The sequence below is a fragment of the Nostoc sp. NMS7 genome (assembly GCF_017115085.1).
GTDB lineage: Bacteria > Cyanobacteriota > Cyanobacteriia > Cyanobacteriales > Nostocaceae > Nostoc.
Map to the genome: position 1 here is coordinate 21739 of NZ_JABXKJ010000125.1, position 24616 is coordinate 46354.

30 protein-coding genes and 1 pseudogene are annotated in these 24616 nt (G+C 48.5%); 25 read left to right on the top strand and 6 right to left on the bottom strand.

Annotated elements, in window-relative coordinates:
- Positions 1-55 precede the first annotated feature (55 nt).
- The 4 genes from HWQ38_RS12895 (at position 56) to HWQ38_RS12910 (ending at position 2801) form a co-directional block, all read left to right on the top strand.
- Positions 56-772 carry a hypothetical protein gene (locus HWQ38_RS12895; protein WP_292793936.1) on the top strand — a complete coding sequence of 239 codons (717 nt, stop codon included), beginning with the start codon at positions 56-58 and terminating at the stop codon, positions 770-772.
- Positions 773-820: 48 nt separating this feature from the next.
- Entirely contained in the window at positions 821-1066 is a 246-nt protein-coding gene (locus tag HWQ38_RS12900; RefSeq protein ID WP_292793938.1) for a hypothetical protein, read from the top strand.
- 83 nt (positions 1067-1149) lie between these two features.
- The gene (locus tag HWQ38_RS12905; protein ID WP_292793941.1) at positions 1150-2259 is read left to right on the top strand and encodes an alkene reductase; all 1110 of its coding nucleotides are present in this window, start codon (positions 1150-1152) and stop codon (positions 2257-2259) included.
- Positions 2256-2801, top strand: coding sequence for a lipocalin-like domain-containing protein (locus tag HWQ38_RS12910; RefSeq protein WP_292793944.1), 546 nt, complete (start codon positions 2256-2258; stop codon positions 2799-2801). The genes HWQ38_RS12905 and HWQ38_RS12910 overlap by 4 nt, the downstream gene beginning before the upstream one ends.
- Before the next feature lie 321 nt (positions 2802-3122).
- On the opposite strand, the gene HWQ38_RS12915 is transcribed toward HWQ38_RS12910, so the two are convergent.
- On the bottom strand, positions 3123-4046 hold the full coding sequence (locus HWQ38_RS12915) for an AraC family transcriptional regulator (RefSeq protein WP_292793947.1): 924 nt from the start codon (positions 4044-4046) through the stop codon (positions 3123-3125).
- A 422-nt stretch (positions 4047-4468) separates the two neighbouring features.
- On the opposite strand from HWQ38_RS12915, the gene dnaN reads away from it, so the two are divergent.
- Genes dnaN through HWQ38_RS12940 form a run of 5 tightly spaced genes read left to right on the top strand, consistent with a single transcriptional unit; the run spans position 4469 to position 6907 of the window.
- The gene (dnaN, locus tag HWQ38_RS12920) at positions 4469-5221 is read left to right on the top strand and encodes a DNA polymerase III subunit beta (RefSeq protein ID WP_292793950.1); all 753 of its coding nucleotides are present in this window, start codon (positions 4469-4471) and stop codon (positions 5219-5221) included.
- 14 nt (positions 5222-5235) lie between these two features.
- Entirely contained in the window at positions 5236-5400 is a 165-nt protein-coding gene (locus HWQ38_RS12925; protein ID WP_292794017.1) for an element excision factor XisH family protein, read from the top strand.
- Entirely contained in the window at positions 5388-5510 is a 123-nt protein-coding gene (locus HWQ38_RS12930; RefSeq protein ID WP_292793952.1) for a hypothetical protein, read from the top strand. The genes HWQ38_RS12925 and HWQ38_RS12930 overlap by 13 nt, the downstream gene beginning before the upstream one ends.
- 51 nt (positions 5511-5561) lie before the next feature.
- Complete coding sequence (locus HWQ38_RS12935; RefSeq protein WP_292793954.1) at positions 5562-6404, top strand: hypothetical protein; 843 nt, start codon at positions 5562-5564, stop codon at positions 6402-6404.
- Positions 6401-6907: a hypothetical protein gene (locus HWQ38_RS12940; protein WP_292793956.1), complete on the top strand. Its 507-nt coding sequence runs from the start codon at positions 6401-6403 to the stop codon at positions 6905-6907. The genes HWQ38_RS12935 and HWQ38_RS12940 overlap by 4 nt, the downstream gene beginning before the upstream one ends.
- 257 nt (positions 6908-7164) lie before the next feature.
- On the opposite strand, the gene HWQ38_RS12945 is transcribed toward HWQ38_RS12940, so the two are convergent.
- The 3 genes from HWQ38_RS12945 to HWQ38_RS12955 form a co-directional block, all read right to left on the bottom strand.
- Complete coding sequence (locus HWQ38_RS12945; RefSeq protein WP_292793959.1) at positions 7165-7374, bottom strand: hypothetical protein; 210 nt, start codon at positions 7372-7374, stop codon at positions 7165-7167.
- A 330-nt stretch (positions 7375-7704) separates the two neighbouring features.
- Positions 7705-7971: a hypothetical protein gene (locus HWQ38_RS12950; RefSeq protein ID WP_292793962.1), complete on the bottom strand. Its 267-nt coding sequence runs from the start codon at positions 7969-7971 to the stop codon at positions 7705-7707.
- Positions 7972-8816: 845 nt separating this feature from the next.
- Positions 8817-9800, bottom strand: a complete 984-nt coding sequence (locus tag HWQ38_RS12955; protein ID WP_292793966.1) for an AraC family transcriptional regulator — start codon at positions 9798-9800, stop codon at positions 8817-8819.
- A gap of 209 nt (positions 9801-10009) precedes the next feature.
- Here HWQ38_RS12955 and HWQ38_RS12960 point away from each other — a divergent pair, with 209 nt between their 5' ends.
- The 13 genes from HWQ38_RS12960 (at position 10010) to HWQ38_RS13015 (ending at position 18887) form a co-directional block, all read left to right on the top strand.
- Entirely contained in the window at positions 10010-10420 is a 411-nt protein-coding gene (locus HWQ38_RS12960; RefSeq protein ID WP_292793969.1) for a cupin domain-containing protein, read from the top strand.
- A 17-nt stretch (positions 10421-10437) separates the two neighbouring features.
- On the top strand, positions 10438-11496 hold the full coding sequence (locus HWQ38_RS12965; RefSeq protein WP_292793971.1) for an NAD(P)-dependent alcohol dehydrogenase: 1059 nt from the start codon (positions 10438-10440) through the stop codon (positions 11494-11496).
- A 27-nt stretch (positions 11497-11523) separates the two neighbouring features.
- Entirely contained in the window at positions 11524-12303 is a 780-nt protein-coding gene (locus tag HWQ38_RS12970; protein WP_292793974.1) for an FAD:protein FMN transferase, read from the top strand.
- 5 nt (positions 12304-12308) lie between these two features.
- Positions 12309-12623: an FAD:protein FMN transferase gene (locus tag HWQ38_RS12975; RefSeq protein WP_292793977.1), complete on the top strand. Its 315-nt coding sequence runs from the start codon at positions 12309-12311 to the stop codon at positions 12621-12623.
- 184 nt (positions 12624-12807) lie between these two features.
- Positions 12808-13137 carry an FMN-binding protein gene (locus HWQ38_RS12980; protein WP_292793979.1) on the top strand — a complete coding sequence of 110 codons (330 nt, stop codon included), beginning with the start codon at positions 12808-12810 and terminating at the stop codon, positions 13135-13137.
- 50 nt (positions 13138-13187) lie between these two features.
- The gene (locus HWQ38_RS12985) at positions 13188-13487 is read left to right on the top strand and encodes an aldo/keto reductase (RefSeq protein ID WP_292793981.1); all 300 of its coding nucleotides are present in this window, start codon (positions 13188-13190) and stop codon (positions 13485-13487) included.
- Complete coding sequence (locus tag HWQ38_RS40440) at positions 13394-13639, top strand: aldo/keto reductase (protein ID WP_366933280.1); 246 nt, start codon at positions 13394-13396, stop codon at positions 13637-13639. The genes HWQ38_RS12985 and HWQ38_RS40440 overlap by 94 nt, the downstream gene beginning before the upstream one ends.
- Complete coding sequence (locus HWQ38_RS12990; protein WP_366933281.1) at positions 13528-13836, top strand: aldo/keto reductase; 309 nt, start codon at positions 13528-13530, stop codon at positions 13834-13836. Before HWQ38_RS40440 ends, HWQ38_RS12990 begins: the two co-directional genes overlap by 112 nt.
- Positions 13837-13867: 31 nt before the next feature.
- Positions 13868-14851 carry an aldo/keto reductase gene (locus tag HWQ38_RS12995; protein WP_292793983.1) on the top strand — a complete coding sequence of 328 codons (984 nt, stop codon included), beginning with the start codon at positions 13868-13870 and terminating at the stop codon, positions 14849-14851.
- A gap of 50 nt (positions 14852-14901) precedes the next feature.
- Complete coding sequence (locus tag HWQ38_RS13000; RefSeq protein ID WP_292793986.1) at positions 14902-15690, top strand: carboxymuconolactone decarboxylase family protein; 789 nt, start codon at positions 14902-14904, stop codon at positions 15688-15690.
- Positions 15691-15721: 31 nt separating this feature from the next.
- Positions 15722-17341: a Na+/H+ antiporter gene (locus HWQ38_RS13005; RefSeq protein ID WP_292793988.1), complete on the top strand. Its 1620-nt coding sequence runs from the start codon at positions 15722-15724 to the stop codon at positions 17339-17341.
- A gap of 53 nt (positions 17342-17394) precedes the next feature.
- Positions 17395-18402, top strand: a complete 1008-nt coding sequence (locus HWQ38_RS13010; protein WP_292793990.1) for an aldo/keto reductase — start codon at positions 17395-17397, stop codon at positions 18400-18402.
- A gap of 302 nt (positions 18403-18704) precedes the next feature.
- Positions 18705-18887 carry a hypothetical protein gene (locus HWQ38_RS13015; protein ID WP_292793993.1) on the top strand — a complete coding sequence of 61 codons (183 nt, stop codon included), beginning with the start codon at positions 18705-18707 and terminating at the stop codon, positions 18885-18887.
- Positions 18888-18891: 4 nt separating this feature from the next.
- Here HWQ38_RS13015 and HWQ38_RS13020 read toward each other — a convergent pair.
- A pseudogene (locus tag HWQ38_RS13020) lies at positions 18892-20200 on the bottom strand (transposase).
- Between the two features lie 53 nt (positions 20201-20253).
- Between HWQ38_RS13020 and HWQ38_RS13025 the strand changes: the two are divergent.
- Positions 20254-21225: a molybdopterin cofactor-binding domain-containing protein gene (locus HWQ38_RS13025; RefSeq protein WP_292793996.1), complete on the top strand. Its 972-nt coding sequence runs from the start codon at positions 20254-20256 to the stop codon at positions 21223-21225.
- Positions 21226-21570: an SUMF1/EgtB/PvdO family nonheme iron enzyme gene (locus tag HWQ38_RS13030; RefSeq protein WP_292793998.1), complete on the top strand. Its 345-nt coding sequence runs from the start codon at positions 21226-21228 to the stop codon at positions 21568-21570. It begins immediately after the preceding gene.
- 467 nt (positions 21571-22037) lie between these two features.
- Here the strand turns inward: HWQ38_RS13030 and chlP are convergent, their stop codons facing one another.
- Complete coding sequence (gene chlP, locus HWQ38_RS13035) at positions 22038-23258, bottom strand: geranylgeranyl reductase (protein WP_292794000.1); 1221 nt, start codon at positions 23256-23258, stop codon at positions 22038-22040.
- A 541-nt stretch (positions 23259-23799) separates the two neighbouring features.
- On the opposite strand from chlP, the gene HWQ38_RS13040 reads away from it, so the two are divergent.
- Positions 23800-24273 carry a hypothetical protein gene (locus HWQ38_RS13040; protein WP_292794003.1) on the top strand — a complete coding sequence of 158 codons (474 nt, stop codon included), beginning with the start codon at positions 23800-23802 and terminating at the stop codon, positions 24271-24273.
- Positions 24274-24616: the final 343 nt, after the last annotated feature.

The following is a 24616-nucleotide window of genomic DNA, read 5'->3' on the forward strand; positions in this document are numbered from 1 at the left end:
TGCAGCATAAGTGGCGTGTTCAACCATTCCGATCAATAAATCCGAAGGAGTCGCAATGAATGAATTACTGAATCTGGCCGTAAAGGCGCACGGGGGTCTTGAGCGTTGGAACAAAGTGAAGTCGGTGAAAGTTGCCGCATCGATCACGGGAGCGATCTGGTTTGTGAAGAGCAAGGGTGACGCTCTCAAGAATGTCGTCATGACCGTCGAGACGAAGAAAGAGCAGCTCATCATGGACTTCCCTGGACAGGACAAGCGATCTATCTTCGAGCCGGCCCGTATCGTTATCGAGAAGACGGATGGCACATTGATCGATGCGCGCAATGACCCGGAGAAATCCTTTGAGGGGCATCAGAGGGAGACGCCGTGGGATGACATCCACGTAGCCTACTTCAGTGGCGAAGCATTGTGGACGTATCTTAATACTCCATTTCTTTATACCCATGAAGGCTTCGCTACTGAGGAGATTTCTTCGATTCAAGTCGAAGGCGAAACGTGGCGGCGCTTGAAGGTGATTTTTCCGGATACCGTGAAGAGCCACACACGCGAACAGATATCCTGCTTCGGACCAGACGGTCTGCTGCGCCGGCACGACTATACGGTAGACATCCTCGGCGGAGCAACAGGACTGAATTACGCCTCGAATTACTGTGACATCGACGGAATCATTGTGCCAACAACGCGCCGAATCTATGCATACGAAGGGGACTACCAGCTTGTGAAGGAGCCTCTTTTAGTCGCAATCGATATGAGTGAGATCGCTCTCGCCTAGTGCTTTCTCAACATCCGATACATAGAGTCTCGAAGAGAATCACGTCCAATGTTGAAGAATATCGAACAGTTCGGCCATCTTTTTGCCGGCCCGTTGATCTCGTCGGCTGGATATACGCCCGCGATCGCAACGGCAGCCATCGAAGTAGATCGTGCAGCCGCGATCGCATTCGGAAGGCTGTTTATTTCTAACCCCGATCTTGTGTCGCGTATTCAAACGCATATACCCCTCAATGCATACGACCGCAAGACGTTTTACGGTGGCGACGCGCTCATGGATACACCGACTATCTAACGCTCGATGCCGCTCGTGCAACTGAGCAGCTACAGTCTGTAGCTTTCCTACCTTAAAGCTTTACGAAACGCGAAAGGCTCACCATGTCCAAAGAGATTCTATTTAGTTCCCTGCGTCTAGGAGCAATTCAGCTCCGGAATCGGGTAGTCATGGCCCCTCTCACCCGTATGCGTGCCAACGCTGCCCATGTGCCGACCGCGTTGAACGCTGAATACTACGCGCAGCGTTCCTCAGCAGGGCTGATCCTCTCGGAAGGAACTGCGATTAGCCCTCAGGCGCACGGCTATCCCAATGCTCCGGGGATCTACACGGCGGAACAGATTGCCGGGTGGCGCGTGATTACGGATGGCGTCCACGCCCGAGGCGGCAGGATCGTTATGCAAATTGCCCACAACGGCAGGAACTCCCATTCTTCGCTCATGCCGGATGGAGTACTCCCCGTCGCGCCCTCGGCTATTCCTCCCACGATTCCTGCTCTGACGAAAGCCTTTCAACAAGTACCAGCTGAAACTCCACGCGCCTTAGAAACTTCTGAAATCCCGGTCATCATCAGCACATTCCGGCAGGCCGCGCTGAACGCGATGGAGGCTGGATTCGATGGAGTGGAGTTGCAGGGCGCAAATAGCCACTTGATCGAGCAGTTTCTGGAGAACGGAACCAACCAGCGCACCGATGCCTACGGTGGGTCGAAAGAGAACCGAGCTCGGTTCTTGTTCGACATCGTTGACGAGATTACAGAGGCTATTGGGGCGGATCGACTTGGCGTACGCCTCTCACCTTTTGGTCAATATGGTGGTATCCACGACAGCAATCCTCTCGAGCTGTTCACCTTCGTCATCAAGGAGCTCAGTAAGCGGCATATTGCTTACTTGCACCTGATCGAGGCTAGAGGCTCCGAAATGGGTTTGACCGACGAACTCCACGAAGACGCGCTGAACAATGCTGCCCTGTTCCGTCCCGCTTTCAACGGACCGCTCCTCTCAGCCGCCGCTTACACGCCCGAAAGTGCGGGAGAAGCAATCGAGAAGAAGCACGCGGATGCAATCGCTTTTGGTCGCCTATTCATCGCCAATCCTGACCTGGTGGAGCGGATCAAAGAAAATCAGCCGCTCAATCCACCTGATCGTTCGACGTTCTACGGCGGGGGAGCACATGGATATACCGACTATAAGCCCTTTGGAGCTGCGCCATGAAGGAACCCGAGCAAGCGCACACAGTGGCGCAGCCCAATTCAATACTAGGTTCTATTGCTTCTCAGCTCGTTGGAGTCTGGACGTTGGTGGGCTATGCAGATGAACAGGAAGGGCGCGAAGACAGCTATCCGTTCGGCCCTAAACCGGAGGGCTTTCTCATCTACACACCTGGAGGCTTTGTCTCGGCACAACTGATGAAGCCGGGACGTTCCCTGTTCCAATCACACGATTGGCGCCAAGGAACCCCGGAGGAGTATCAGGAATCCGGAAGCGGTTACATCGCGTATTGCGGAGTCTACGAAGTGGATGAGGAGAAAGAGACAGTCATCCATATCCCGTCCGTTGCGCTCTTGCCCAATCTGATCCACGGAAGGCAGCTTCGCTCGGTGATATTGAATGGCGAAAGACTCACACTTCGAGCTATCGGCGCACCCGTTGAGAACGGCATCTTAATAACCAGTCGGCTGGAGTGGCAAAGAGCCGAACCAGGCTCTAATTTAGATGGAGTACGCACGTATCATGTCCGGCAAAACACGCTTTGACAGGGTGCTGACCAAAGTCCAAGAACCCAAAGGATTCAGTGAGGGGTTTGATATTATGTCCGGATAAAGACTTATCATTTAGACCGCAGGGGCAGGGAGCTCTTAGCTGGGGGAAAGAGGCTTTTCCGATTTTTGCACAGATGCGGTAATGATAAGTGATTAACCGGACTTGATATGAGTAGCAGTCGATGTTGTTGGCAAATCTGCTACAAGCAGGATTACGTACACGATCGCGCACAGACAAGGCTTCACATCTCTGTGAAGCCCAGAAATTTCTCTTTTGCGTCTTTGTTGATTAGCTGTTTTGCCGGACAGTGAACTTCAGCGACCAACGTGTTCTCGCCTCCAACGTCCAGGACTGTCGCCCACAACCTGATGGAAGGTTCGGGTGAATGCAGCTTGATCGGAGAAACCCGATTGCAGCGCGACATCGATTAAAGGAGTGCGAGTCTGGATAAGAAGTTCCTTGGAACGATCAATGCGGCGTTCGATGAGCCAACGGTGAGCCGAAACACCAAAGCTCACTTTGAACGACCGTGCGAAATGACTCACAGACATTTGGCATTCCTGAGCAACTCTAGCGAGATGGACATTCCCATCAAGGTGTTCTAGCAAAAGTTCGGTGGCCCGACGCTTTTGCCATGGGGCAAGCCCTCGCGGCGAGACTTCTGGTAGACGAGACAACCCGCCGTACTTCTGGAGCAGATGTGCACCGAAGATCAGACTGAACTGATCGAGAGCGAGGGAACTAGGCCAATCTTGCGACCCAATGAATGGCAGAACGTTCTTGGTCATCTGTGCGATGACCAGATCATCCTCACAAATCACAAATTTATAGCTTCCAATCGGCTGGATGTTGTGATCTCGTGCGATTTCGTCGAGACCCTCTCGAGGTACGTGGTAGTGAACATAGTCGAAACCGCAATCAACGAAGCACACAGGTTTCGATTGCAGATCGATAATGCTTGTCCGGTACGCAGGTATGTATGGAACCGCAATCTCGCGGTCGTCTATACAAAGTTCATAGCTGTGTAAGGGAACGGGCTTGATCGCAACGGATACGTGAATTGCGGGTTCTTCAGGAATAGGGTTCGAGGTGCCAGGCAGCCCAACGTCCGAGTGGAGTCGTGTAATAGCGAACGTACTTTGCTGTGACCAAGCCAGGGTCGCAGTTTCGCTATCACTCTGATGGTAATAAGACGCAAGTGTTTCTCCAAAGGCCCCTTTAGCTTCGGCTCCATTCATCGAGACTCTCCTGACGGACTCATAATTCTCCAGACAAGATAACCGATCGTCTCGTTTATAATAGGGCGTGTGACGACTGCTGTCTAGTGAGGGGAGCAATGCAATTTTGTCAGGTCGGGGTAAACAAGGTGCAATGCCAACTCTTGGAGAGGTTTGTCTGCGACACGCTCTTGCTAGCTTGCTTCCACGTTCGTGGAGCGTGCCGTAGACAAGTGGTACGCCAACGGCGGGTGTAGCCATCGCTAAAAATCAAATCTAAGTACAAGTGATTTTCTTGACAGCAAGCATATTATTTTACATGATAATTAATCTTGATGAGATATCTCAAAAAGATTACTAGCAAGTCATTTGACGATTATTTATAAAAATATCTACAATAGTCTTTGATACTTGGTATCAATTACAGCAAAAATAAATTAGGTTTGAAAGGTCTAATTTATGCTGTAAGCACTGATGAAAATAAATATATCTTGACCGGAGTTCATATCCAGCTTACACAGGAGAAGTTAAAGTTTATTGGTACTGATGGGCATCGAGTCGCAACCACTGAACTTTCAACTCAAGGAATTGGTAGAAAACCCGGCAAACAAGTAGAATCTGAAGAGATAATCCAATTTACTATTCCCGGTCGAGTCCTCAAGGAACTAGCGCGGAACTTGGATGATTCTGTCGAATTCATTAATCTGTTGTATGATGCTCAAAGTAATCGCTTGGGTTTTGCTTGGCAAGATATTATCCTCAGATGTCAATGTTTGGAAGGAACTTACCCTGACTGCGAACAGCTATTGGCAAGATTTAGCTTTGACCGAGAAGTAATCCTAGAAAAAGCATTCTTAGTCAAAGCACTGGAACGGTTAGCTGTGTTAACAGATAAAAAAGAGAAAGGTATTTACTTACAATTTGATGGAAGTTTGCAGCAGCTACGACTATCAATTGAACGGGAGTTTGGCAAAGGCGATCAGGTTATTGCTGCTCATCTACCATCAGAAATGTCATTGAATATTCAGTTTAACCTCAAGTATTTAGTAGAAGCAGCCAAAGCAATTCCTAGTTCCGCTATCAAAATGCACTTGCAACAATCAGATCATCCTGCCATGTTGGTTCCTTATGGAGATAGACCAAATCCAGAACTGCAAATGTCTATGCGTCAATTTCGGCGCTGGGACAATACATAGTCTATCGGAAACTCATTCAACTTACAGAGCCGGAATATAAGCTTTATTTAGCTGTTGATGATGTTGTCTATGAGAACTTTTTTCAACGTAAATCTGTACAAGCAGTCATCAATGAAAATCACCTGCTGTTAATAGTTGTAAATGCAGAAAAGGAGGAAATTCGGCAATGGATAAGCTAGAACAATACCGCAATGCTATCAAGAAGATATTGACTGAGTATTACGAAACTACTAATACTCAAGTTATAAAAGATACGGGAGTTGAAGTAAGCGATCGCATTAGCTTCTGATCTATTGATGATGAGGCACTAACAGCGATCGCACGCCTGGGCGATGGTGGATTGCGGGATGCACTGCAATTACTGGGTCAGGTGAGTCTTTTAGATGAAGATATCACTGCCAATCATGTCATGGAAATTGCTGGTGGTGTTACAGAAACAGAATTAATGTCAATTTTACAGGCAATATCCACCAACAACACCTTTAACTTACTGCAAGTAGCAAGAGTTTTAGTAGATTCTGGTAAAACGCCCAAATTGATTCTCTCTAACTTACTGCAAACATACCGAGATTTACTGATTATCAAGTCTGCACCCAAAGAGCAATCCCTGCTAACTGGTTGTGTTAGCTATGCTCAACTCAAGATTTTAGCAAATCACTGGAATTTCGAGACGCTTAACTTGTCTCTAGCAGAGTTACAAAAAGCAGAAAACTATCTGCGGTACACAGTAAATGCTGCTGTGTGGCTAGAAGTTTGCTTACTGAACCTGATACCCAATTTATTGCCTGTCAGTGCAAGCAAGACGGTAACTGCTAAACCTGTGCATGACGGCAAGTTGCTACCAACAGTTGGAGTATACACCACAAACAAGGTGACAGCTAAACCTGTAGATGACAAATTGTTACCAACAGTTGCACCCCAGACTACTAAACTGGCTCAAATTTGGCAGCAGGTGATGGATATAGCTAAACCCAGCAATCAAAAGCTGTTGGCTCATGCTCATCTTGTTAAATTGCAAGGTGACAAGGCAATTTTAGAGGTTACACCAGCTTACCTGAATAAGTTTGAGAGTAGTAAAGAGGCGATCGCTAAAATGCTGCAACGAGCTACCCAAAGTCAACAACCAATGACTGTGTTAATTAAAACTGCCAACAAGAGCAGTAATGGGAGGGTAAAAGGATGATTGTCTTGCTGACAGGCGACGACCAACACGCCATCCAAGAACAGCTGAATCAATACAAAGCAGAGATTGATGCCCAATGGCTCACACTTTGCTATCACCGATTTCCAGCCGATCAGCTTGACCGAGCTATCAGCGTAGCTCGCACTCGTTCCTTGACAGGTGGTAAAAAACTGGTGATTGTGGAAAATTGCCACCTCAAGCAGTGGGGTGATACTGAGTTGTCAACTTTGCAGCAGCTTGTTCAAGTGCCTGAATTCACAATTCTGGTGTTTGTCGCCACCAATCTAGATAAGCGCCTGAAGATTTACAAACATATTGTCAAGTATGCCAAGTTGTTTGAGTTTCCATTAATACCAGTTTGGCGTACTGATTTGATTGAAAAGGCGTTAGCGAAGCTCGCCGCAGGCATCGCTACTCAGGCTAAAAAAATCAAGCTAGTGCTGTCAACTGTCACGCTCGGAAGCATTAATGGTGATTGTTGCTACTCTCCTAACGCACTTTAGAACTTGGCTGTGGGTTAAGTCTGCAATTGTTTCTGGAGTTAAGAAAGATACTGCATAAAAATAAAAATCTCTATTTTTTAAAATTGAAATTTTTCAATAGATTGACCTTTCGTTCCCCTTTAATAAGCTCTGCATGACGGCTATAGATCATAATCTTATCGTTGCCATTTCCTGCCTTATAATCATCCACAAGTCTTTTCCAATTTAAAATAATAATATTATTTGAGGATTTATTTTGTAAACCAATTAAATAAAATCTACAAAATCTCATCAATCAGTACTGTACCACCGTCACAAAAGTCTATGCCGAGATGAAAATCTTCAAGCAGGGCAGTTCCAATCAATGGACGACGACCTATTCCTAGAACTATAACCTCACGCTCTATACCATTCCACACAACTGTTACACGATAAGCAAAGGCTGCAATACTGGAATCATCGGCAAGGTTGGCATCAATTCGAGCCACATAGGGGAGTTGAAGCTCATTAACGACCGCAATTGGCAGGGTCACGTCGCTTCGCTCCGAATTCAAAATTTAAGAAATAATTTTGAATTAATAAATTTAGGTTTCAAGCACCATTATTCGTTTATGGAGAAGGAAAAAGATTTTTTACGAGACACGTAGGGCGAGGAAAAGGTGTCCTTTTCTCAAGTCCCTAAATTTATTTATGCTCTGTCTTAATTTTGAATTTTGAATTCATAATTTTGAATTCCCCGAAGGGGTTGACCGTCCTGGAGGACGAAGTATTACACTCATTCGAGCTTGTAGCCCGACCACAGTACCGTGTATCACTTACTACTCTGTCCTAATTAATGTCCCACCAATGGCATAGACAGCATTAAACCCAATCCGTGCCGCCCAAATTGGCGCATCCGATTGTTTAGCTTGTAATCGACGACTCGTTATTAACAAATCATCCCAAATTTCATAGTCACCGGTTTCAACATTAATTGAAATAATTTTGCCAATATTTTCTGCTGTCTCAATTTGAGTACGGAGATTTTCATAATGTTTTTTGCCCCGTCGAGTAATTTCTTCGCCGCTAAGTTTAGGGTAAACCATAGCCATTCTCCGCATTCCGGCGCTAATTATTTGTTATCGATATTCTAAACTAGAATTCCCCATTCAAGCGATCGCCCAACCACGGTTGATCTGTCTACTCAATCTTTATCTATGAAAGATGGGCGATCGCAATTCTCAAACGAAGGATGCTCCCGCTAGCTGTTGCCGAAAAGTGAGAGAGCGATGTCTACGACGGGCTATTCGGCGATCGCACTATGTTTGAGAATTGTGGATGTTGGGTAACATACGTCAGGGCAACCTACGGCAACAGATAGCCTATGCCGCAGAACTCCACCGGGAGCAATGCGATTTTGTTAGATCAGACTTTAATTCTCAGTTAAAGAGCTAAATTCTCAATAAAAACAGTTATTTCACTGCGATCGCACCCCTAAATAGGTGATTTAGCACCTGAATTTTAAGCACCTCACAAAATCGCATTGCTCCCACTCCACCAGCTTAAAGCACTTCAGGCAAAATTTCAAAGGCACATCACAAAGCCAGCTGATGTTGATGCACTCACTGGTATCATTGTTCAACTAGCCCAACCTCATTAGGGTGCGATCGCGCAAAAACTTATGTCAATTTTATTTCAGAGACAGAGTTTTACTCTAAAATTCAAGCTATTAGAGATGAATTAAGAAAACAACTTGATGATGCTTGTGGACAAAATCAAACCCCAGATAGCGATAAACAAAATTTTTCAATGAAATATGACATAAGCCTGCAACTATAATTAATGCCCCGTTGTGAAAAAAACACAAAAACATTCAGCATACGGTGCGCTACACAGATATGTCTCCACAATGTTTTAACGATTTCTGGCAAATTAGGGCATCTTTAGGAGATCATATTGAACTAGCAGTTTCCCTAGCAGCTTCTCGCAGCCGCTCCACATGGCGCATCGGTGGTGCACCAAAGAGCCGCTTGTACTCCCGGTTGAAGTGCGAGGCATCGTCGTACCCCACTCGATATGCAGCACTGCTAGCGTCAAGGCTTTCCCCCAGCATCAGACGGCGAGCCTCCTGGAGCCGCAATTGCTTCTGGAACTGCAAGGGACTCATTGCAGTGACAGACTTGAAGTGATGGTGAAAGCCCGAAACACTCATTCCCAGCTCTCGTGCGATGTTTTCAATCTTGATCGGTTCGTTAAAGTCTTTACGAAGTCGCTCGACGGCTCTGGCGATGTGGTAGGTGTAGCCACCCAGAACTGCAATATGACGGAGCCGATTACCTTGCTCTCCCATCAAGAGTCGGTAAATGATTTCCCGCTTAATCAGTGGTGCGAGAACATTCGCTTCAGCAGGGGAATCTAGAAGCCTGACAAGCCGCACCACAGCGTCCAACAGATTTGCATTCAACGGACTTACGTCCATCGCTTTCACATCAGCACGGCTGCGCGATGAGGGATACCCTGCCTCGACCATCACTGAGCCAACGAGGGTGGGGTCAAGATCGAGGCGAACGCTAAAGTACGGTTGCGCCTTGGACGCTTCCAGAATTTGGCTAACAATTGGCAGTTCGACCGTAGCAAGCAGATAACGCATCGGGTCGTACTGATAGCGATCGCTGCCCAGAAAAACTTCTTTGCTGCCCTGAGCAATCACACAAAAGGCAGGGATAGAGACACTATGACAGGGTTCCGAAGGCGAGGAGGAGCGGTTGAAGTGCAATCCTTTATGCGGCTCAATTGTCCCATCCTGACGAATAGCCTGTGCAATCCGCTCAGTCAGTTCATCTCTGTGGGCTTGCGCTCTGTCTGCCTCGCGCTTTGCCTGCGGGTCGTTCATAAAATTGATATCGGACTTTTCACTCGTTTTGGCAGCGTTCATTTCTAAGTTTGCAGGATTGTACAACAATCTTAGACGATTGTTTTATTGTTTGTCCTCCAAAATGCCTAAGATGAAGCTAAAGCAATGAAAAATGATTTTGGCTTCTTGTAAGCACTTTAGATTTTTATTGAATAAAAAACTCAGTTTTGATTGGGCAAGAGACTTGCCTGCTAGCCACCAAAATGGCATCAAGTGAAGGAATTAAGAAAATGGACATCAAAAGAAGTGGCTCACAGCCTTCCGCCAAAGGACCGGCTGAGTATTTTACCGGCACTGTCCGCGTTGACCCCCTGTTTGAGGCACACGATCCAGCACGCACGTCTGGTGCCAGTGTCACGTTTGAGCCTGGTGCTAAGACAGCATGGCATACCCACCCCTTGGGACAAACCCTAATCGTGACGGCTGGCTGTGGCCTAGTACAACGCTGGGGCGGCTCGATCGAGCAAATTCGACCGGGGGACGCGATCTGGATCTCGCCGGGTGAGAAGCATTGGCACGGTGCTACAGCAACCACGTCCATGACGCACATCGCCATTCAGGAATGGCTCGACGGCAAGCCCGTGGACTGGATGGAAAAGGTCAGCGACGAACAATACCAGAGGCCAAAAGTAGACAAATAGGAGCATCAATATTAATTATGTACAATACGAAAGCTTATTCCGCAGCCAGTGCAACATCACCGCTATCCTCCACCAAGATCAAGCGTCGCGATCCAACCGAACACGACGTGCAGATTGAAATCCTCTTCTGCGGCATCTGCCACTCCGACCTCCATTCGGTGCGTAACGAGTGGAGCAGTATCATGTCCACCGTCTACCCAATTGTACCAGGTCATGAGATCGTCGGCCGCGTCACCAAGGTCGGCTCGGCAGTTACGAAGTACAAGCCCGGCGACCTCGCCGCGGTCGGCTGCCTGGTGGACTCGGACAAGACCTGCCCCCATTGCCAAGCTGGCCTTGAGCAGTTCTGCTCGAACCAGACCCTCACCTTCAACTCCCCGGACAAACACCTCGGAGGTATCACCTATGGTGGCTACTCCGATAGCATTGTCGTCGATGAAGGCTTCGTTCTGCGCGTTCCCACCAACCTCGATCTCCCTGGAGTCGCGCCACTCCTCTGTGCCGGGATTACAACCTACTCCCCCCTGCGCCACTGGGGTGTCACCAAGGGCAAGAAAGTTGGCGTGGTCGGTCTTGGCGGGCTGGGACACATGGGTGTGAAGTTCGCCCGTGCGTTCGGTGCCCACGTCGTCGTCTTCACCACCTCGCCCGATAAAACAGAAGACGCGCTCCGCCTCGGTGCTGACGAAGTGGTGGTCTCCCGCAACACCGATGAAATGCAGAAGCATGCTGGCAGCTTCGATTTCATCCTCGACACCGTCTCCGCCAAGCACGACATCAACGCCTATCTCAACCTGCTCCGCCTCGATGGCAACATTACCCTTGTCGGCGCACCTGAGAAGCCCTTGGACGTGTCGGCATTCAGCCTGATCATGGGTCGCCGCAGTCTCTCCGGCTCTAATATCGGCGGCATCGCCGAAACTCAGGAGATGCTCGACTTTTGCGGTAAGCATAACATCACCGCAGATGTCGAAGTCATCCCCATCCAGAAGGTCAACGAAGCCTACGAGCGACTGCTCAAGTCTGATGTGAAATACCGCTTCTGTATTGATATGGCATCCCTTAAATCTGCATAACTGCGGTGGAACCTTAAAGGAGTAATCATGCAGAAGTGCAAATTTGGCAACAGTGATCTGGAAGTTTCGGCGATCGGGGTCGGCTGTGTAGGACTGAGCTTTGGCTACGGTTCGGCGGTGGACAAGCAGGAGTCAATCTCGCATGGCACAATGGGCGACGCGCCGAAACGGATCAGCAGTGACTATACGGCCTACGTAGCGGAGGACGGCGTCAGCCGGTTCGTGTTCACGTTCGAGGCCATCGGAACTCAATGGGAGATCGAAACGTACAAGCCGTTGACCCGTCGCTTGCAGCAGTGCATTCTCAATCGAATCCAACAATTCGACGCCACGTACTCGCGCTTTTGCCCGGACTCCCTCGTGTATCGGGTTGCCGCCGCCTCTGACGGTGGTTGCTTCGACTTCCCCGACGACTCGGTTGCTCTCTTCGATCTCTATGAACAGCTCCACACGGCTACCGCAGGTGCCGTAGACCCGCTTGTTGGCCGTGACCTCGAACTCCTTGGCTACGACCAGACGTACTCGCTCACGCCCGCGTCCGACCTTGTGCGAGCCGAGGCGCACGATCAAAGGAGAGCTACCTGGTCGAAGGACATCATCCGGGACGGCACATCACTCATCACGCGGCGTCCACTCGTGATCGATGTCGGAGCGGCGGGGAAGGGCTACCTCGTGGACATCGTCTCTGAGATCCTTGGCGAGGCCGGATTCACCCAGTTCGTGATCGACAGTAGTGGAGACCTCCGTCATTCGGGTGAGTCCAGCATCCAAGTCGGGCTTGAACACCCGTTCGCCCCCATCTGGTGATTGGCGTGACCAACCTGAAAGACCGCGCCCTGTGTGCATCGGCGGTCAGCAGACGCGCCTGGGGTGACAAACTGCACCACGTGCTCGATGCCCGGACGGGCGTCCCGGTGCGCAATGTGGTCGCAACGTGGGTTGTCGCCGACGAGGCTGCGATCGCCGATGGACTGGCGACGGCGCTCTTCTTCACAAGGGCGGAGCATCTGGCAGAGGTCTTCCGGTTCTCGTATGTGCGGATGTTTGCTGATGGCCGCGCTGAGATATCGCAGAACTTCGACGGCGAGATATTCTCGTCAAAGCGCAACCCGCAGCAGAATGCTTGACTGTACGACACAGCCAACCAACTCACAAGGAGAAGGTATGACTACCCTGAGCAAGCGGATTATAGTCACGACGATAGCAGGGATCTGCGTGTCCCTTGTCATAGCCTCATGCTCGACGACGGATATGGCAGTCGAGCGCTCGACCTCTGCCTCTGGTGCCGGTATCAGCCGTTCGAGATAGGCAATGAGTGAAGACTCCGCCTACGAAGATGGCGTTTTCACGGCGACTGGTCAATACGGGGGCCTCCCCTCGTCCATCACGGTGACTGTCACCTTGGTCGACGACGTTATCACCAGCGTCAGAGTTACTCCTAATGCGACGAACCCGACATCCCTCGACTTGCAGCACCGCTTTGCTGCCGCGATCCCGGTGGTCGTTGTCGGGAAGCGCATTGACGAGGTGAAAGTGGATCGCCTCGCAGGTTCCAGCAGTACGCCCGACGGATTCAATGCTGCGATCCAACGGATCAAAGAGCAGGCTCGAAATAACGCTTCACAGACACCAGGCGCATAGGGCGGACGACCCGGATATATTTCAACTGATGACACCTCAAAGGAGAAATTATGCAGAAAGTTGTCTTGAACAACGGGTTGGAAATGCCCATTTTGGGATTCGGTGTTTTCCAAATGACTGATCTCGAAAAGTGCGAAAGAAGCGTCTCAGACGCGATTGAAATCGGCTACCGTCTGATTGACACGGCAGCTTCTTACGGCAACGAAGAAGCCGTCGGCAAAGCCATCCAAAAGAGCGGCGTGGCGCGTTCAACATCATTCAGACAGCCTTTGATCGTGGCATCACCTTTTACGACGCGGCGGAGGCTTACGGCCCTCATGAGGTGGAACGGATACTCGGCGAAGGCGTAGCGCCGTTCCGAGACAAGGTTGCGATCCCATCCAAGTCCGGCTGGAACATCGATCTCGAAACGGCAAAAACAACATCTTCCACAACGACGTTTTGCTGTCCATCGCCGGAAAATACGGCAAAAGCGTGGCTCAGGTCATCCTGTGCTGGCTGACGCAACGCGATGTGGTGGCGATTCCCAAGTCGGTTCGCAAGGAACGTATGTCCGAAAACTTCAACGTTTTCGACTTCGAGTTAAGCGCCGACGATATGGATGCAGTTGCGATGTTGGATAGCAAGCAAAGCGCCTTCTTTGACCATCGCGATCCCGCCATCGTAAAAGCGTTGGGTACCAGAAAGATCCATGACTGAGCCGATTTCAAACCAATAAAGGAGAAGTATCATGCAAAAACGTAAACTTGGAAAAAGCAACTTAGAAGTCTCGGCGATCGGGCTGGGCTGCATGGGGCTGAACTATGCATACAGCAATACCCTCAGCAAGCAAGAAAGCATCTCCCTGCTCCAAGCTGCTGTGGAGCGTGGCGTCACCTTCTTTGATACAGCCGAAATGTATGGCCCCTTCACCAATGAAGAATTGCTGGGCGAAGCGCTCAAACCTTACCGCGATCGCGTTGTCATTGCCACGAAATTCGGCATCAAGTTGCAGGACGGTAAGCAGGTGCAGAACAGTCATTCATCAGGAATCAGGGAATCCGTAGAAGGTTCGCTGAAGCGATTAAACACCGACGCGATCGATTTGTACTATCAGCACCGCGTAGATACCCAAGTGCCGATCGAAGACGTAGCCGGAACCATCAAAGACTTGATCGGTGAAGGCAAAATCAAACATTGGGGGCTTTCAGAAGCAGGTGTACAGACCGTGCGTCGGGCACACGCAGTCCAACCAGTAACTGCCGTTCAGAGTGAGTACTCCCTGTGGTGGCGACGGCCGGAAGAAACCTTGTTGCCTGCCCTGGAAGAACTGGGAATCGGTTTTGTGCCGTTTAGTCCTTTGGGTAAAGGCTTCCTGACGGGCAGTATCACTAAGGACGCAAAATTCGACAAATCCGACTTCCGCAGCATCGTTCCTCGGTTTACGCCGGAGGCTCTTGACGCTAACCAGTCCTTGGTGGATTTGTTGAAAGAGGTGGCGAACCAGAAGAAAGCTACAGCAGCGCAAATCGCCCTGTCCTGGATACTGGCGCAAAAACCGTGGATTGTGCCCATTCCCGGCACGACCAAATTGAGCCGCCTGGAAGAAAACGTTGCGGCAGCAGACATCGAACTGACGCAGGAGGAGTTGAAGAGCATCGACACGGCATTGGTGGAAATTCCAGTGTCAGGCGATCGCTATCCAGAAGAGTTGGAAAAGCGCACGGGATTATAGACAAAATCGCTGACCATAGAATTTTAACCCCAATAAGGAGGGAGGTGCGGATGACAAATACACAGCAGCAGGACTCTGTAAGGATAAGTGAAGCGGCACATAAAAACCATGAAGAACTGTTTCCAAACCACAAATCGACCCTGAAAGTAACCGACCCTGAACTGATCGAAGTCTTTGACAACTTCGCCTTCGACGAAGTAATTGCTGAGAGCAAGCTGGATACAAAGACAAGAGTCATGCTGATTCTGGCGTCTATCATCGGCAGCCAGGCAGTAAGCGAATACAGGGTTATGGTGGGCGCTGCGCTCAATGTCGGAGTAACGCCGATTGAAATCAAGGAGATCCTGTATCAGTCGATACCCTACGTGGGTATGGCGAAAGCATTTGATTTCGTCCATGCCACTAATGAAGTGATGTCCAGCAGGGGCATTCAATTACCTTTAGAAGGGCAATCGACCACCAGCCCGGAAACCCGCTACGACAAAGGGCTGACAGTACAAAAAGCCATATTCGGCGAAACGATCGATCAAATGTATGAGCGATCGCCCAAAGACCAGCTACACATTCAAAGGTTTCTGTCTAGCAATTGCTTTGGCGATTATTACACCCGCAATGGCATAGATATAAGCTTCAGGGAGATGATCACATTATCTATTCTCATTGCTCTGGGCGGGGTTGAATCACAGATAAAGGGGCACATTCAAGGCAACCTAAATGTCGGAAACGGCAAAGACATCCTGCTGGATCTGATTACACAATTGTTGCCGTGGGTGGGATATCCCCGAACACTGAATGCTTTGCAATGCTTGAATGAAGTCGTGAATAAACCCAACTCTTAATGACGTTACTCCTCTCTTCAACATCGGCTTCATGCAAGACATCTTCATTCAATATATTTGCCTGATCTTGATCATTCTCGGATTGGTCATGATTGCGAATAAGCTGCGACTGGCTTATCCGATCGTGCTTGTACTGGGCGGACTCGCGCTGAGTTTCATCGCTCCGTTTTCAAATATCACCATTAACCCAGAGCTAGTTTTCCTGATCTTTCTTCCACCCTTGCTGTATGAAGCGGCGTGGCAAGTCTCGTGGAAAGAATTCTGGAAATGGCGAGGGCTAATCATCGGGTTTGCTTTTCCGATCGTCATCTTAACGTCATGCGTAATTGCAGTGGTTTCCAGTGCGCTCATTCCCGGTTTTACTCTAGCGATGGGCTTTCTGTTGGGTGGCATTATCTCACCGCCTGATGCCGTTTCTGCGACGACGATCATGCGGCGGGTCAACGTGCCGAAATCCCTGGTCAGTCTGATTGAAGGCGAAAGCTTGCTTAACGATGCCTCGTCGCTGATTGTGTTTCGTTTCGCGTTGGCGGCAGTTCTCACTGGACAGTTTCAATTTCAAGCAGCAGCCGTCAACTTCGTTTTCGTGATTTTAACGGGAATCGCGATCGGTCTTGTTGTGGGATTGATTTTCTATGGCATTCATCGTTTATTACCTACAACCTCCAGCATCGAAATTGTCCTAACCCTGGTTACGCCTTACTGTATGTATTATGCTGCTGAACACTTTCACTGTTCAGGCGTGCTAGCGGTCGTTAGTGGTGGATTGCTCTTATCCAGCAAGCGCGATCGTTTTCTGAGTTACCAAAGCCGGATTGAAAGCGTAAATGTATGGGCGAATCTGGTCTTTGTCTTAAACGGGCTGATTTTTTTGCTCATCGGACTGGAATTGCCGTTTGTCGTCCGGCAGCTTGGAAACATTAGTTTAGGCAGTGCCGTTGGGTATGGATTAATCATCGCGATCGTGCTGATCGCAACAAGGCTGCTTTGCACACTAGGAACTTCTGTTTTGATGAGAGTCATGAGCCGCTTGATCACGGTGTCAGACCCGAATCCAGGATGGAGAGGCCCGCTGATTTTCGGTTGGGTGGGAATGCGCGGTGTGGTATCGCTGGCATCCGCACTTTCGGTCCCGCTCCTCACTCAAGCCGGACAGCCATTTCCCTACCGTGAGCTAATTCTCTTCATCACGTTTATCGTCATTCTCATCACCCTAGTTTTTCAAGGGTTAACGCTTCCTTGGCTGATCCGCACAGTAAACCTCAGAGATAGGTTCACCCTCATTCCTGAGCAAAAGCAGGAGATGATTATTCAAAAGAAATTAGCGCAGGCTTCGCTTCAATTCCTAGAAGAAAAATACAGTGGCGAGCGTGCGCGAAACGAACATCTGGATAATCTGTTCTCCAAGCTCGAAATTAATCTGAAGTTTTTTGATCGCCAACTCGAAGAATCAAACGTTGCTTTGCAAAACTCATTAAAAGACTATCAATCGATTTACCTGGAAGTGCTGGAGCGACGACGAGATTTACTGAGCAAAATGAATCGCCGTGCCGAGTTTGATGAAGCGTTGCTCAGGAAGTATCTTTTATTGACCGACATAGAAGAATTCAGAATCCGGGAGATCGGTGTACAAGAATTCGACACCGAGTGAGAGGAAACGATCGACGGTAAACAATATCAAATCTACATCAAAGGAAAAAAACAATGCAAACGCGCAAACTGGGGAACAGCAACTTAGAAGTCTCAGCGATCGGGCTGGGCTGTATGGGCATGAGCTTTTCCTATGGCCCGCCTAAAGACATACAGGAAATGACCGATCTGCTTCGGGCTGCCATCGATCGCGGCGTGACATTCTTTGACACCGCCGAGGTCTACGGCCCGTTCACAAACGAAGAACTGGTGGGCGAAGCCCTCGCTCCCTTTCGTGGGCAAGTGGTCATTGCCACCAAATTCGGGTTTGATATCAATCCTAATTCCGATCCCCGTGGAATGACGGGTGCGCCCGGATTGAATAGCCGACCGGAGCATATCAAGCAGGCCGTGGAAGGCTCGCTCAAGCGACTCAAGGTTGAGACAATCGACCTGCTCTATCAGCACCGGGTTGACCCGAATGTGCCGATTGAAGACGTGGCAGGAGCGGTGAAAGAACTGATTCAGGCAGGTAAGGTGAAGCACTTTGGACTCTCGGAAGCAGGAGTGCAAACGATCCGTCGCGCCCACGCGGTGCAGCCGGTCACTGCTCTCCAGAGTGAATACTCGCTCTGGACGAGGACTCCTGAAAAGGAAGTGATACCGACCCTTGAGGAACTCGGCATCGGCTTTGTCCCCTACAGCCCTCTGGGTAAGGGCTTTCTCACTGGCAAGATGGACGAAAGCACGACCTTCGACAGTTCCGACTTCCGCAGCACCCTGCCTCGCTTCACAACCGAGGCTCTCAAGGCGAATCAGGCCCTAATTAATCTACTCGGCAGCATTGCAGAACGAAAAGAGGCGACACCTGCTCAGATTGCGATCGCCTGGCTGCTAGCCCAGAAGTCGTGGATCGTGCCGATCCCAGGCACCACGAAGCTGCATCGCTTGGACGAAAACATCGGGGCAGTCTCAGTCGAACTCACGCCTGACGATCTGCGTGACATCGATGATGCCGCCTCTAAGATCGCGGTACAAGGAGCTAGATACCCCGAAAAGCTAGAGCAAATGACCGGTCGCTGAGCCGCAAAAAATGTGTTCTCTGGTTGCATTCCGTAGCTCATTAAGCAAGGCAACACGTGCAAGGCAGATAGCTGGCATCGGGCGGGTGCAGCGCTGGGGGGGGGCCGGTCGAGGAGATCCGGACAGGAGATGTCGTCCGGATTCCGCCGGGTGTAAAGCACTGGCACGGAGCCTCGCCAAACACGCCAATGACACACATCGCCATTGTGGAACAGCTCGACGGTAAGAGCACCGACTGGATGGAAAAGGTCAGTGACCAGCAGTACGGTACGCCAGTTCAGGCGCAACGGTCGGCATCCTCTGTGCCTGCACGCTCCGTTCCCGGTGTCAGTGTGCAACCGACGCCGGCTCAAAGAACGATCGGCGACATCGCCCCAAAGTTGGTTGAACTCACTGACAACGTGCTATTTGGCGATGTGTGGGAACGTCCTGAGCTATCAAAGCGCGATCGCAGCCTAGAGAGGCAGTCCAGTAGAAGATATTGACAAATTAAGCAGATTGTGGATTAGTAAGGTGAGAAATTTCTCCAGCATGAGTTTCGGACATACGGGCAAGAACGTGGAGATTGTGGACAACAGCCATGCGTCGGAGGTCAAAAAGGTTTTTACGTAAGCCAATGTAGCGAGCTTGATCTCCTTGCCACTGAGAAATATGAGCTAAAGTATGTTCAACACTAACGCGCTCACGGAGTTTTGCACGTCCACTCTCAGTAGTTTGACGTTCCCGTAATTCTACAAGTAGAGACTCATCAGGATGAATAGAGATACTACACAGATGCTTCTGGTGTGTTTGCCCTGGTGACACCAACAGCCCTGACCATTTGTAATTCTAAGTCTTTGAGAACATGACGTTTGTAGCCATCAAATTTTTGACTGCGGCTTTTACGGCCATGACGCATATCCTCATCTTCGATGGAAATACGTCTATCCTTGGCCACAGCTTTACGTTCGCGTAGCGTCCCGTAGGGAAGCTTTGGGGAACCATCCGATGTCTCTTCCACATCTTGTGTTTCAATTTGCCTTGCATCTTTGAGACTCTTGTTTACCTGATTCTTTGTTTTGAAGTCCAAATCAGTTTTTTGCTCTACCCAAGACTCAACTGAGTTTAATGCTTGCAATATTGTAGATAGGGCAAGACTGCGAGATTCTGGGTCATCCCAATCTAAATCCAAAGCTGCTTTGAGGCTATTTCCAGTGACGATTTCTGCCCCTGCACTTGCAGCCACATTTGCCAAATCTTGTTGATAATTCTGGGCTATAACTTCTAATGCTTTTCGTAGTGCATGACCCAACAAGTTGTACGTATCTTCAACTCTTGCCGCTCCCCATAGCGGACTTGAATCTAGCGCCACTTTTAACGAACGTGAGTTATAGTCTCCTTGTTTTTGTGCCATATAAATCGTTTTTTCAATTAACCGTCGGTCAAACGACTTTGACATTAAAAGCGCACGAAATCTCACCAGTGTTCCTTTCCCAAAAGGTGGTTGCTCACAATCAAGACAATCTAAAACTAGCTGCCATCGTCTATCGATTTCAATTGCTTCCATTGCCTCGTCATCTGAAACCCCTGTATACGCTTGTAGAATGATTGCTAATGCTAATTGTGCGGGTGGTACTGGGCATAACCCGACGCTACTATCCTTAAAAACCGTTGCTAGTTCTGTTTGAAATTCTGCGTCAAATAATTCGTGACGTATCTGCCTTAAAAATACAAACAGTTTAGCTTTGCGTATACGTTTTGTGACTTTTTCTTCTTTTGCTGACAGTTCTACGGGAGGGTTCCAAACTAACGGACGCATGGTAGCTGCACTCCTGATAACGTGTTCTCCTCTTTTTACACTCTGCAAAAACTGTGCATCTTGTCAACTACTTTTACTGGACTGCCTCTCTAGTCGGTTGGGGAATGGCGACCGGAGTTTGGGGCGCGTTTCAACGACCAGCATCGGCGAGAATTACTTTGAAGTCGGATGGCACCGCGCACGTCGCCAGCGCCACTTCAGACATCGGGCCGAGAACTTACACGGTGATGACTTCGATTGCTGCTGAATATCTCGGTTTGCCCGCCGAAAAGGTAAAATTTGAACTTGGGGACACAAAATTACCGGCCGCTCCAGTGCAGGGTGGTTCATTCACCACAGCGAGCGTCGGCACGGCGATTTATGAATCGGCACAAAACATCAGACGAAAACTGTTGGCTTTGGCTAATAAAGATGTGGCTTCGCCTTTTAAGACGGCGAAAATCGAAGAGGTCGAGATGCTTGACGGAAAGCTGCAAATCAAAGATGATTCGTCGCGATCGATAAATATTTCCGAGTTAATGCGGCGGAACAATCTAAGCGAACTGGTTGACATCCACGAAGCCAAACCCTCGCCGGAAAGGGAAAAATACGCAACCGGGGCGCATGGCGCGCAATTTGTGGAAGTCAAAGTTGACCCGGATGTCGGGACTATCCACGTCACGCGCGCCATTGAAGTGAGTGCCTGCGGCAAGATCATGAATCCGAAGACCTCGCACAGCCAGGAAATCGGCGGCGTGGTGTGGGGTATTGGGATGGCGCTGCAAGAGGCGACTGAAATTGACCACCGTTACGGGCGGATCATGAATCCGAATTTGCAGCACTATCACGTGCCGGTTAATGCCGATATCTTGGAGATCGAAACGATATTCGTTGAGGAGGACGATAAAATCGTCAATCCGCTCGGTGTCAAGGGCATGGGCGAACTCGGCATGGTCGGCATCCCGGCGGCGATCGCCAACGCCGTCTTCCATGCCACAGGCAAGCGCATCAGGGAGTTGCCGATTACGCCGGACAAGTTGCTGTGAGTGAGGTCATTGTGGGAATACGCAGCCCATGCAGGCACCACTACAGCTTATTCTTTCGGCGACAACATCAGTGACTTAGGTCGCTACGCTTGGTACGGCGAAGACTTTGCTAGTGGCGGCACCCACCCCGTCGGTCAAAAACTGTCTAATCCGTGGGGCTTATGCGACGTACATGGTAATGCATGGGAATGGGTGCAAGACTGGTACGGCGAAAACTACTATGCACAAAGCCCATCCACCGACCCTAAAGGATCAGCAAGTGGCAGCCAGCGCATCGTGCGTGGTGGTAGTTGGCATCAAACCGCCGACAGACAGTTGGCGCAGCTCTTTCCGCAAATCCTATGAACCGGATTATCGGGGTATCAGCATCGGTTTTCGCCTAGTTATGGCGGCGGATTAAATAGCTTTTTATCGGCATTCTGCAAGAAGGATTTTGCAGAATTATACAATAACTTGGATAGCAAGAAAAACGAGGTTTATATCTGGCTAGCAATCGACCGTAATTCTCGAATAATCGTTGGTTGTTTTGTGGGAGATAGAACACGAAAATCAGCCCGTAAATTATGAGATTATTTACCAGATGTTTATCAGCAATGTGCTTTTGCTTATACAGATTTTTGGCAGGTCTACAAAAGACGCTCCGCGAATGTATCTACATCAATTGCCCCTACAACATGGGTCTATTTACAAATGATAAAAATAATATATTGTAGGGTGGGCATCTTGCCCGCCCTGATTCATGAGCGTGCAGGATGTCCACCCCACAAAATTGAGTAATATATTTGTTGTAATTTCCAGTCCTTTGCACTCAATTAAGGTGCAAGGGCATTACCCCGAATTAGACTACCAATAGTTTTGGCAGTAATTTTCAGTTGGGTGATGGGATTAGTTGGGACAACCGTCTTATACAGATAGCTATCGAATGTTAGCCGTTGTACATCAAGGTCATCGCACATTTCCACAAACGCCTCACGGGTGGCATTGGAACGATAGAACACGCTTTGCAAAATGTCCAGCACCTTGTAAGTGAGTCCGTATCTTTTATCCCAACGCTTCAGGTAAACCTTGAGGTCATCTTCTGTAGGAATACGGCTACCACTATTAGATGTTTCTACAATAGTTTCAGCACACATCCGCCCAGATTTAGCAGCAAAATAAATACCTTCACCAGAGGACTTGGTAACGTAACCAGCAGCATCTCCCACCAAAGCGATGCGACCGACAACACGACGGGGACGGGGATGTTCAGGAATGGGGTGGGCTTCGACTTTAATAATTTTACCGCCTGCCAGTTTCTCGGATGCACGGGCGCGGATACCAGCTTGTAACTGTTTGATGCTGGCTTTATTGATGTGCATCGTACCAGTACCGACAGCTACGTGGTCATGTTTGGGGAAAACCCAAGCGTAGAAATCGGTAGAAACGTCATCACCGACATACATTTCGGCGAGGTCGTTATAGTAGGCCATTTTGTCTTCGGGTAAGCGAATTCGCTCTTGGAAGGCGATCGCATAATTGTAATCCCCAGCGTCCATTTCCTTAGCAACGCGAGAATTAGCCCCATCCGCCCCAATAATTAGATCCACCTTCAGGGTTTTGGCAATACCCTGTGATATCCCATCTGTATGGTCAATGTAATGAATGGTATAGGGGTCAGTATTGTTTCCTGGTATATCGAGTTTATGAACAGTGGCATTAATTAAATTTGCGCCTACTTTTGCGGCGCGATCGCGCAAAAAGCCATCTAGCACTTCCCGGCGGCACATTCCTATATATTCTTCTTCATTTACCAGATTGATATCAACCTCACGATTGGAAGGTGAAATCATTTTCATCTTCCGTACCCGGCGATCGATAATCTCTGGTGGCAGGTCAAATTCACTCACCATACATAGGGGAATTGCACCCCCACAAGGCTTTGCATTGTCTAGCTTTCGCTCAAACAAGTAGGTTTCAATCCCAGAGGCTGCCAGTGTTTCTGCGGCAGATGAACCAGCAGGGCCTGACCCAATAACAGCAACCCGTAGTGTCAAAGGTCTTTCTCCCAATCTTCACATTTACCCAAAGCATACTATCACGGTCTTTCGGCTGATTTGACGCTTTACCTTCAGGTTTCTGTTGAAATGCAATATTCCTTAATGTTTCGATACGAATCGGGAGTAGGGAATGGGGAATTTACCAAATTCTGCGGGTTTAACCCACATTCTCCACTTCTTCGTGTGAGATTTGGCAAATCTAGGGTGAATTGGCTCTCTAGTGGTTGGACTACCTGGGGAAAGAGATATTTCGGAAGTTCAAAAAATTTTCAGGGAAGTGAGTTGAAAAACTTTCTTACCTTTTTTTATGATAAAAATACCTATTTTTATTGTGCCTAAGTTAAGTAGATTTTTATGTACGTATTACTCGCCATATAAAGCTAAAGATTGATTCAAAGGTACTAAAAATTACATAAATTACCATCGGCTAAAAATCATAAAAATCAGAATTATTTCTGAGGCTATAGACTAAAAAGCCAGTTTATATTCAAAAGAGATAAACAAGTTAATAAATTTCATGTTGTTTAGATCCATCGTGATGTCTTTAACCTGTTTAGCTATTGCAGGTAGCAATGGAAATGCAGAAGTTAAAGCATTAACAAATATCAATTCATTACAATCATCTGAAAAAATCAATCTCGCAGATAAATTAGCATCGGTTCCTGGAGAGAAAATCAACAGTTATAATACTGCGAAATATCTTGTATCTGGGGAAAATAATTCTGCATTACCCGAAAGCTCTATATCTGATATATCAAAAAATATAGCTATTCAGGAGTTGAATAAGGATAATCATAAGTCACGAAAAATATCAACTGAACTGGGGTATGAGAGAAATAGTAACTACATGACTCTAACGCCTACAGGGGAAGCAAATTCACTAGGAAATCCACTTTATGAATTGAACTTGTTCGCAAATGGGCAGTTGATTGGTAAATACATAAGCGTATCTGGAAGGGCGTATACCCAAACCAAAGTTTGTAATGGATACTCCGTTGCAGATAAAGAATAATTGTTGTTAGTAATGTAGGTATTAGATATAGCAATCCTGTTTGATTTCTAAGAATGGCAACACCGAGATCCCCGACTTCTTTGAGAAGTCGGGGATCTTATTTCTGAGTAGTTATAAAAAATTTTAGTATAAATTATTAATAGCTGATAAAATATGTCTGTACTTTGTCAGATTGTATTGGTTAATGTTGAAAAACAATTCATGGACTTTGGAAAGCAGTCTAATCATCCCCAATAGGTCGCCCTAAATTTTCTCTGTCAGTAACTTGCTAAATTGCGTATTTAAATTCAGGACTTACGCAACTGGCACAAATAGCGGGCAGGGCGCAGCCTTGACACGCGAC

Bases quoted from the DNA above. Each gene is read 5' to 3' on its own strand.
- HWQ38_RS12995 (WP_292793983.1), top strand. From the start codon at position 13,868: ATGCAAAAACGTAAACTTGGAAAAAGCAACTTAGAAGTCTCGGCGATC.
- HWQ38_RS13005 (WP_292793988.1), top strand. From the start codon at position 15,722: ATGCAAGACATCTTCATTCAATATATTTGCCTGATCTTGATCATTCTC.
- HWQ38_RS12900 (WP_292793938.1), top strand. From the start codon at position 821: ATGTTGAAGAATATCGAACAGTTCGGCCATCTTTTTGCCGGCCCGTTG.
- HWQ38_RS13000 (WP_292793986.1), top strand. From the start codon at position 14,902: ATGACAAATACACAGCAGCAGGACTCTGTAAGGATAAGTGAAGCGGCA.
- HWQ38_RS12950 (WP_292793962.1), bottom strand. From the start codon at position 7,971: ATGGTTTACCCTAAACTTAGCGGCGAAGAAATTACTCGACGGGGCAAA.
- HWQ38_RS12905 (WP_292793941.1), top strand. From the start codon at position 1,150: ATGTCCAAAGAGATTCTATTTAGTTCCCTGCGTCTAGGAGCAATTCAG.
- HWQ38_RS12960 (WP_292793969.1), top strand. From the start codon at position 10,010: ATGGACATCAAAAGAAGTGGCTCACAGCCTTCCGCCAAAGGACCGGCT.
- HWQ38_RS12980 (WP_292793979.1), top strand. From the start codon at position 12,808: ATGAGTGAAGACTCCGCCTACGAAGATGGCGTTTTCACGGCGACTGGT.
- HWQ38_RS13040 (WP_292794003.1), top strand. From the start codon at position 23,800: ATGTCTTTAACCTGTTTAGCTATTGCAGGTAGCAATGGAAATGCAGAA.
- HWQ38_RS12955 (WP_292793966.1), bottom strand. From the start codon at position 9,800: ATGAACGCTGCCAAAACGAGTGAAAAGTCCGATATCAATTTTATGAAC.
- HWQ38_RS13010 (WP_292793990.1), top strand. From the start codon at position 17,395: ATGCAAACGCGCAAACTGGGGAACAGCAACTTAGAAGTCTCAGCGATC.
- HWQ38_RS12970 (WP_292793974.1), top strand. From the start codon at position 11,524: ATGCAGAAGTGCAAATTTGGCAACAGTGATCTGGAAGTTTCGGCGATC.
- HWQ38_RS12965 (WP_292793971.1), top strand. From the start codon at position 10,438: ATGTACAATACGAAAGCTTATTCCGCAGCCAGTGCAACATCACCGCTA.
- HWQ38_RS12940 (WP_292793956.1), top strand. From the start codon at position 6,401: ATGATTGTCTTGCTGACAGGCGACGACCAACACGCCATCCAAGAACAG.
- HWQ38_RS12910 (WP_292793944.1), top strand. From the start codon at position 2,256: ATGAAGGAACCCGAGCAAGCGCACACAGTGGCGCAGCCCAATTCAATA.
- HWQ38_RS12930 (WP_292793952.1), top strand. From the start codon at position 5,388: ATGGATAAGCTAGAACAATACCGCAATGCTATCAAGAAGATATTGACT.
- HWQ38_RS12985 (WP_292793981.1), top strand. From the start codon at position 13,188: ATGCAGAAAGTTGTCTTGAACAACGGGTTGGAAATGCCCATTTTGGGA.
- HWQ38_RS12895 (WP_292793936.1), top strand. From the start codon at position 56: ATGAATGAATTACTGAATCTGGCCGTAAAGGCGCACGGGGGTCTTGAG.
- HWQ38_RS12915 (WP_292793947.1), bottom strand. From the start codon at position 4,046: ATGAATGGAGCCGAAGCTAAAGGGGCCTTTGGAGAAACACTTGCGTCT.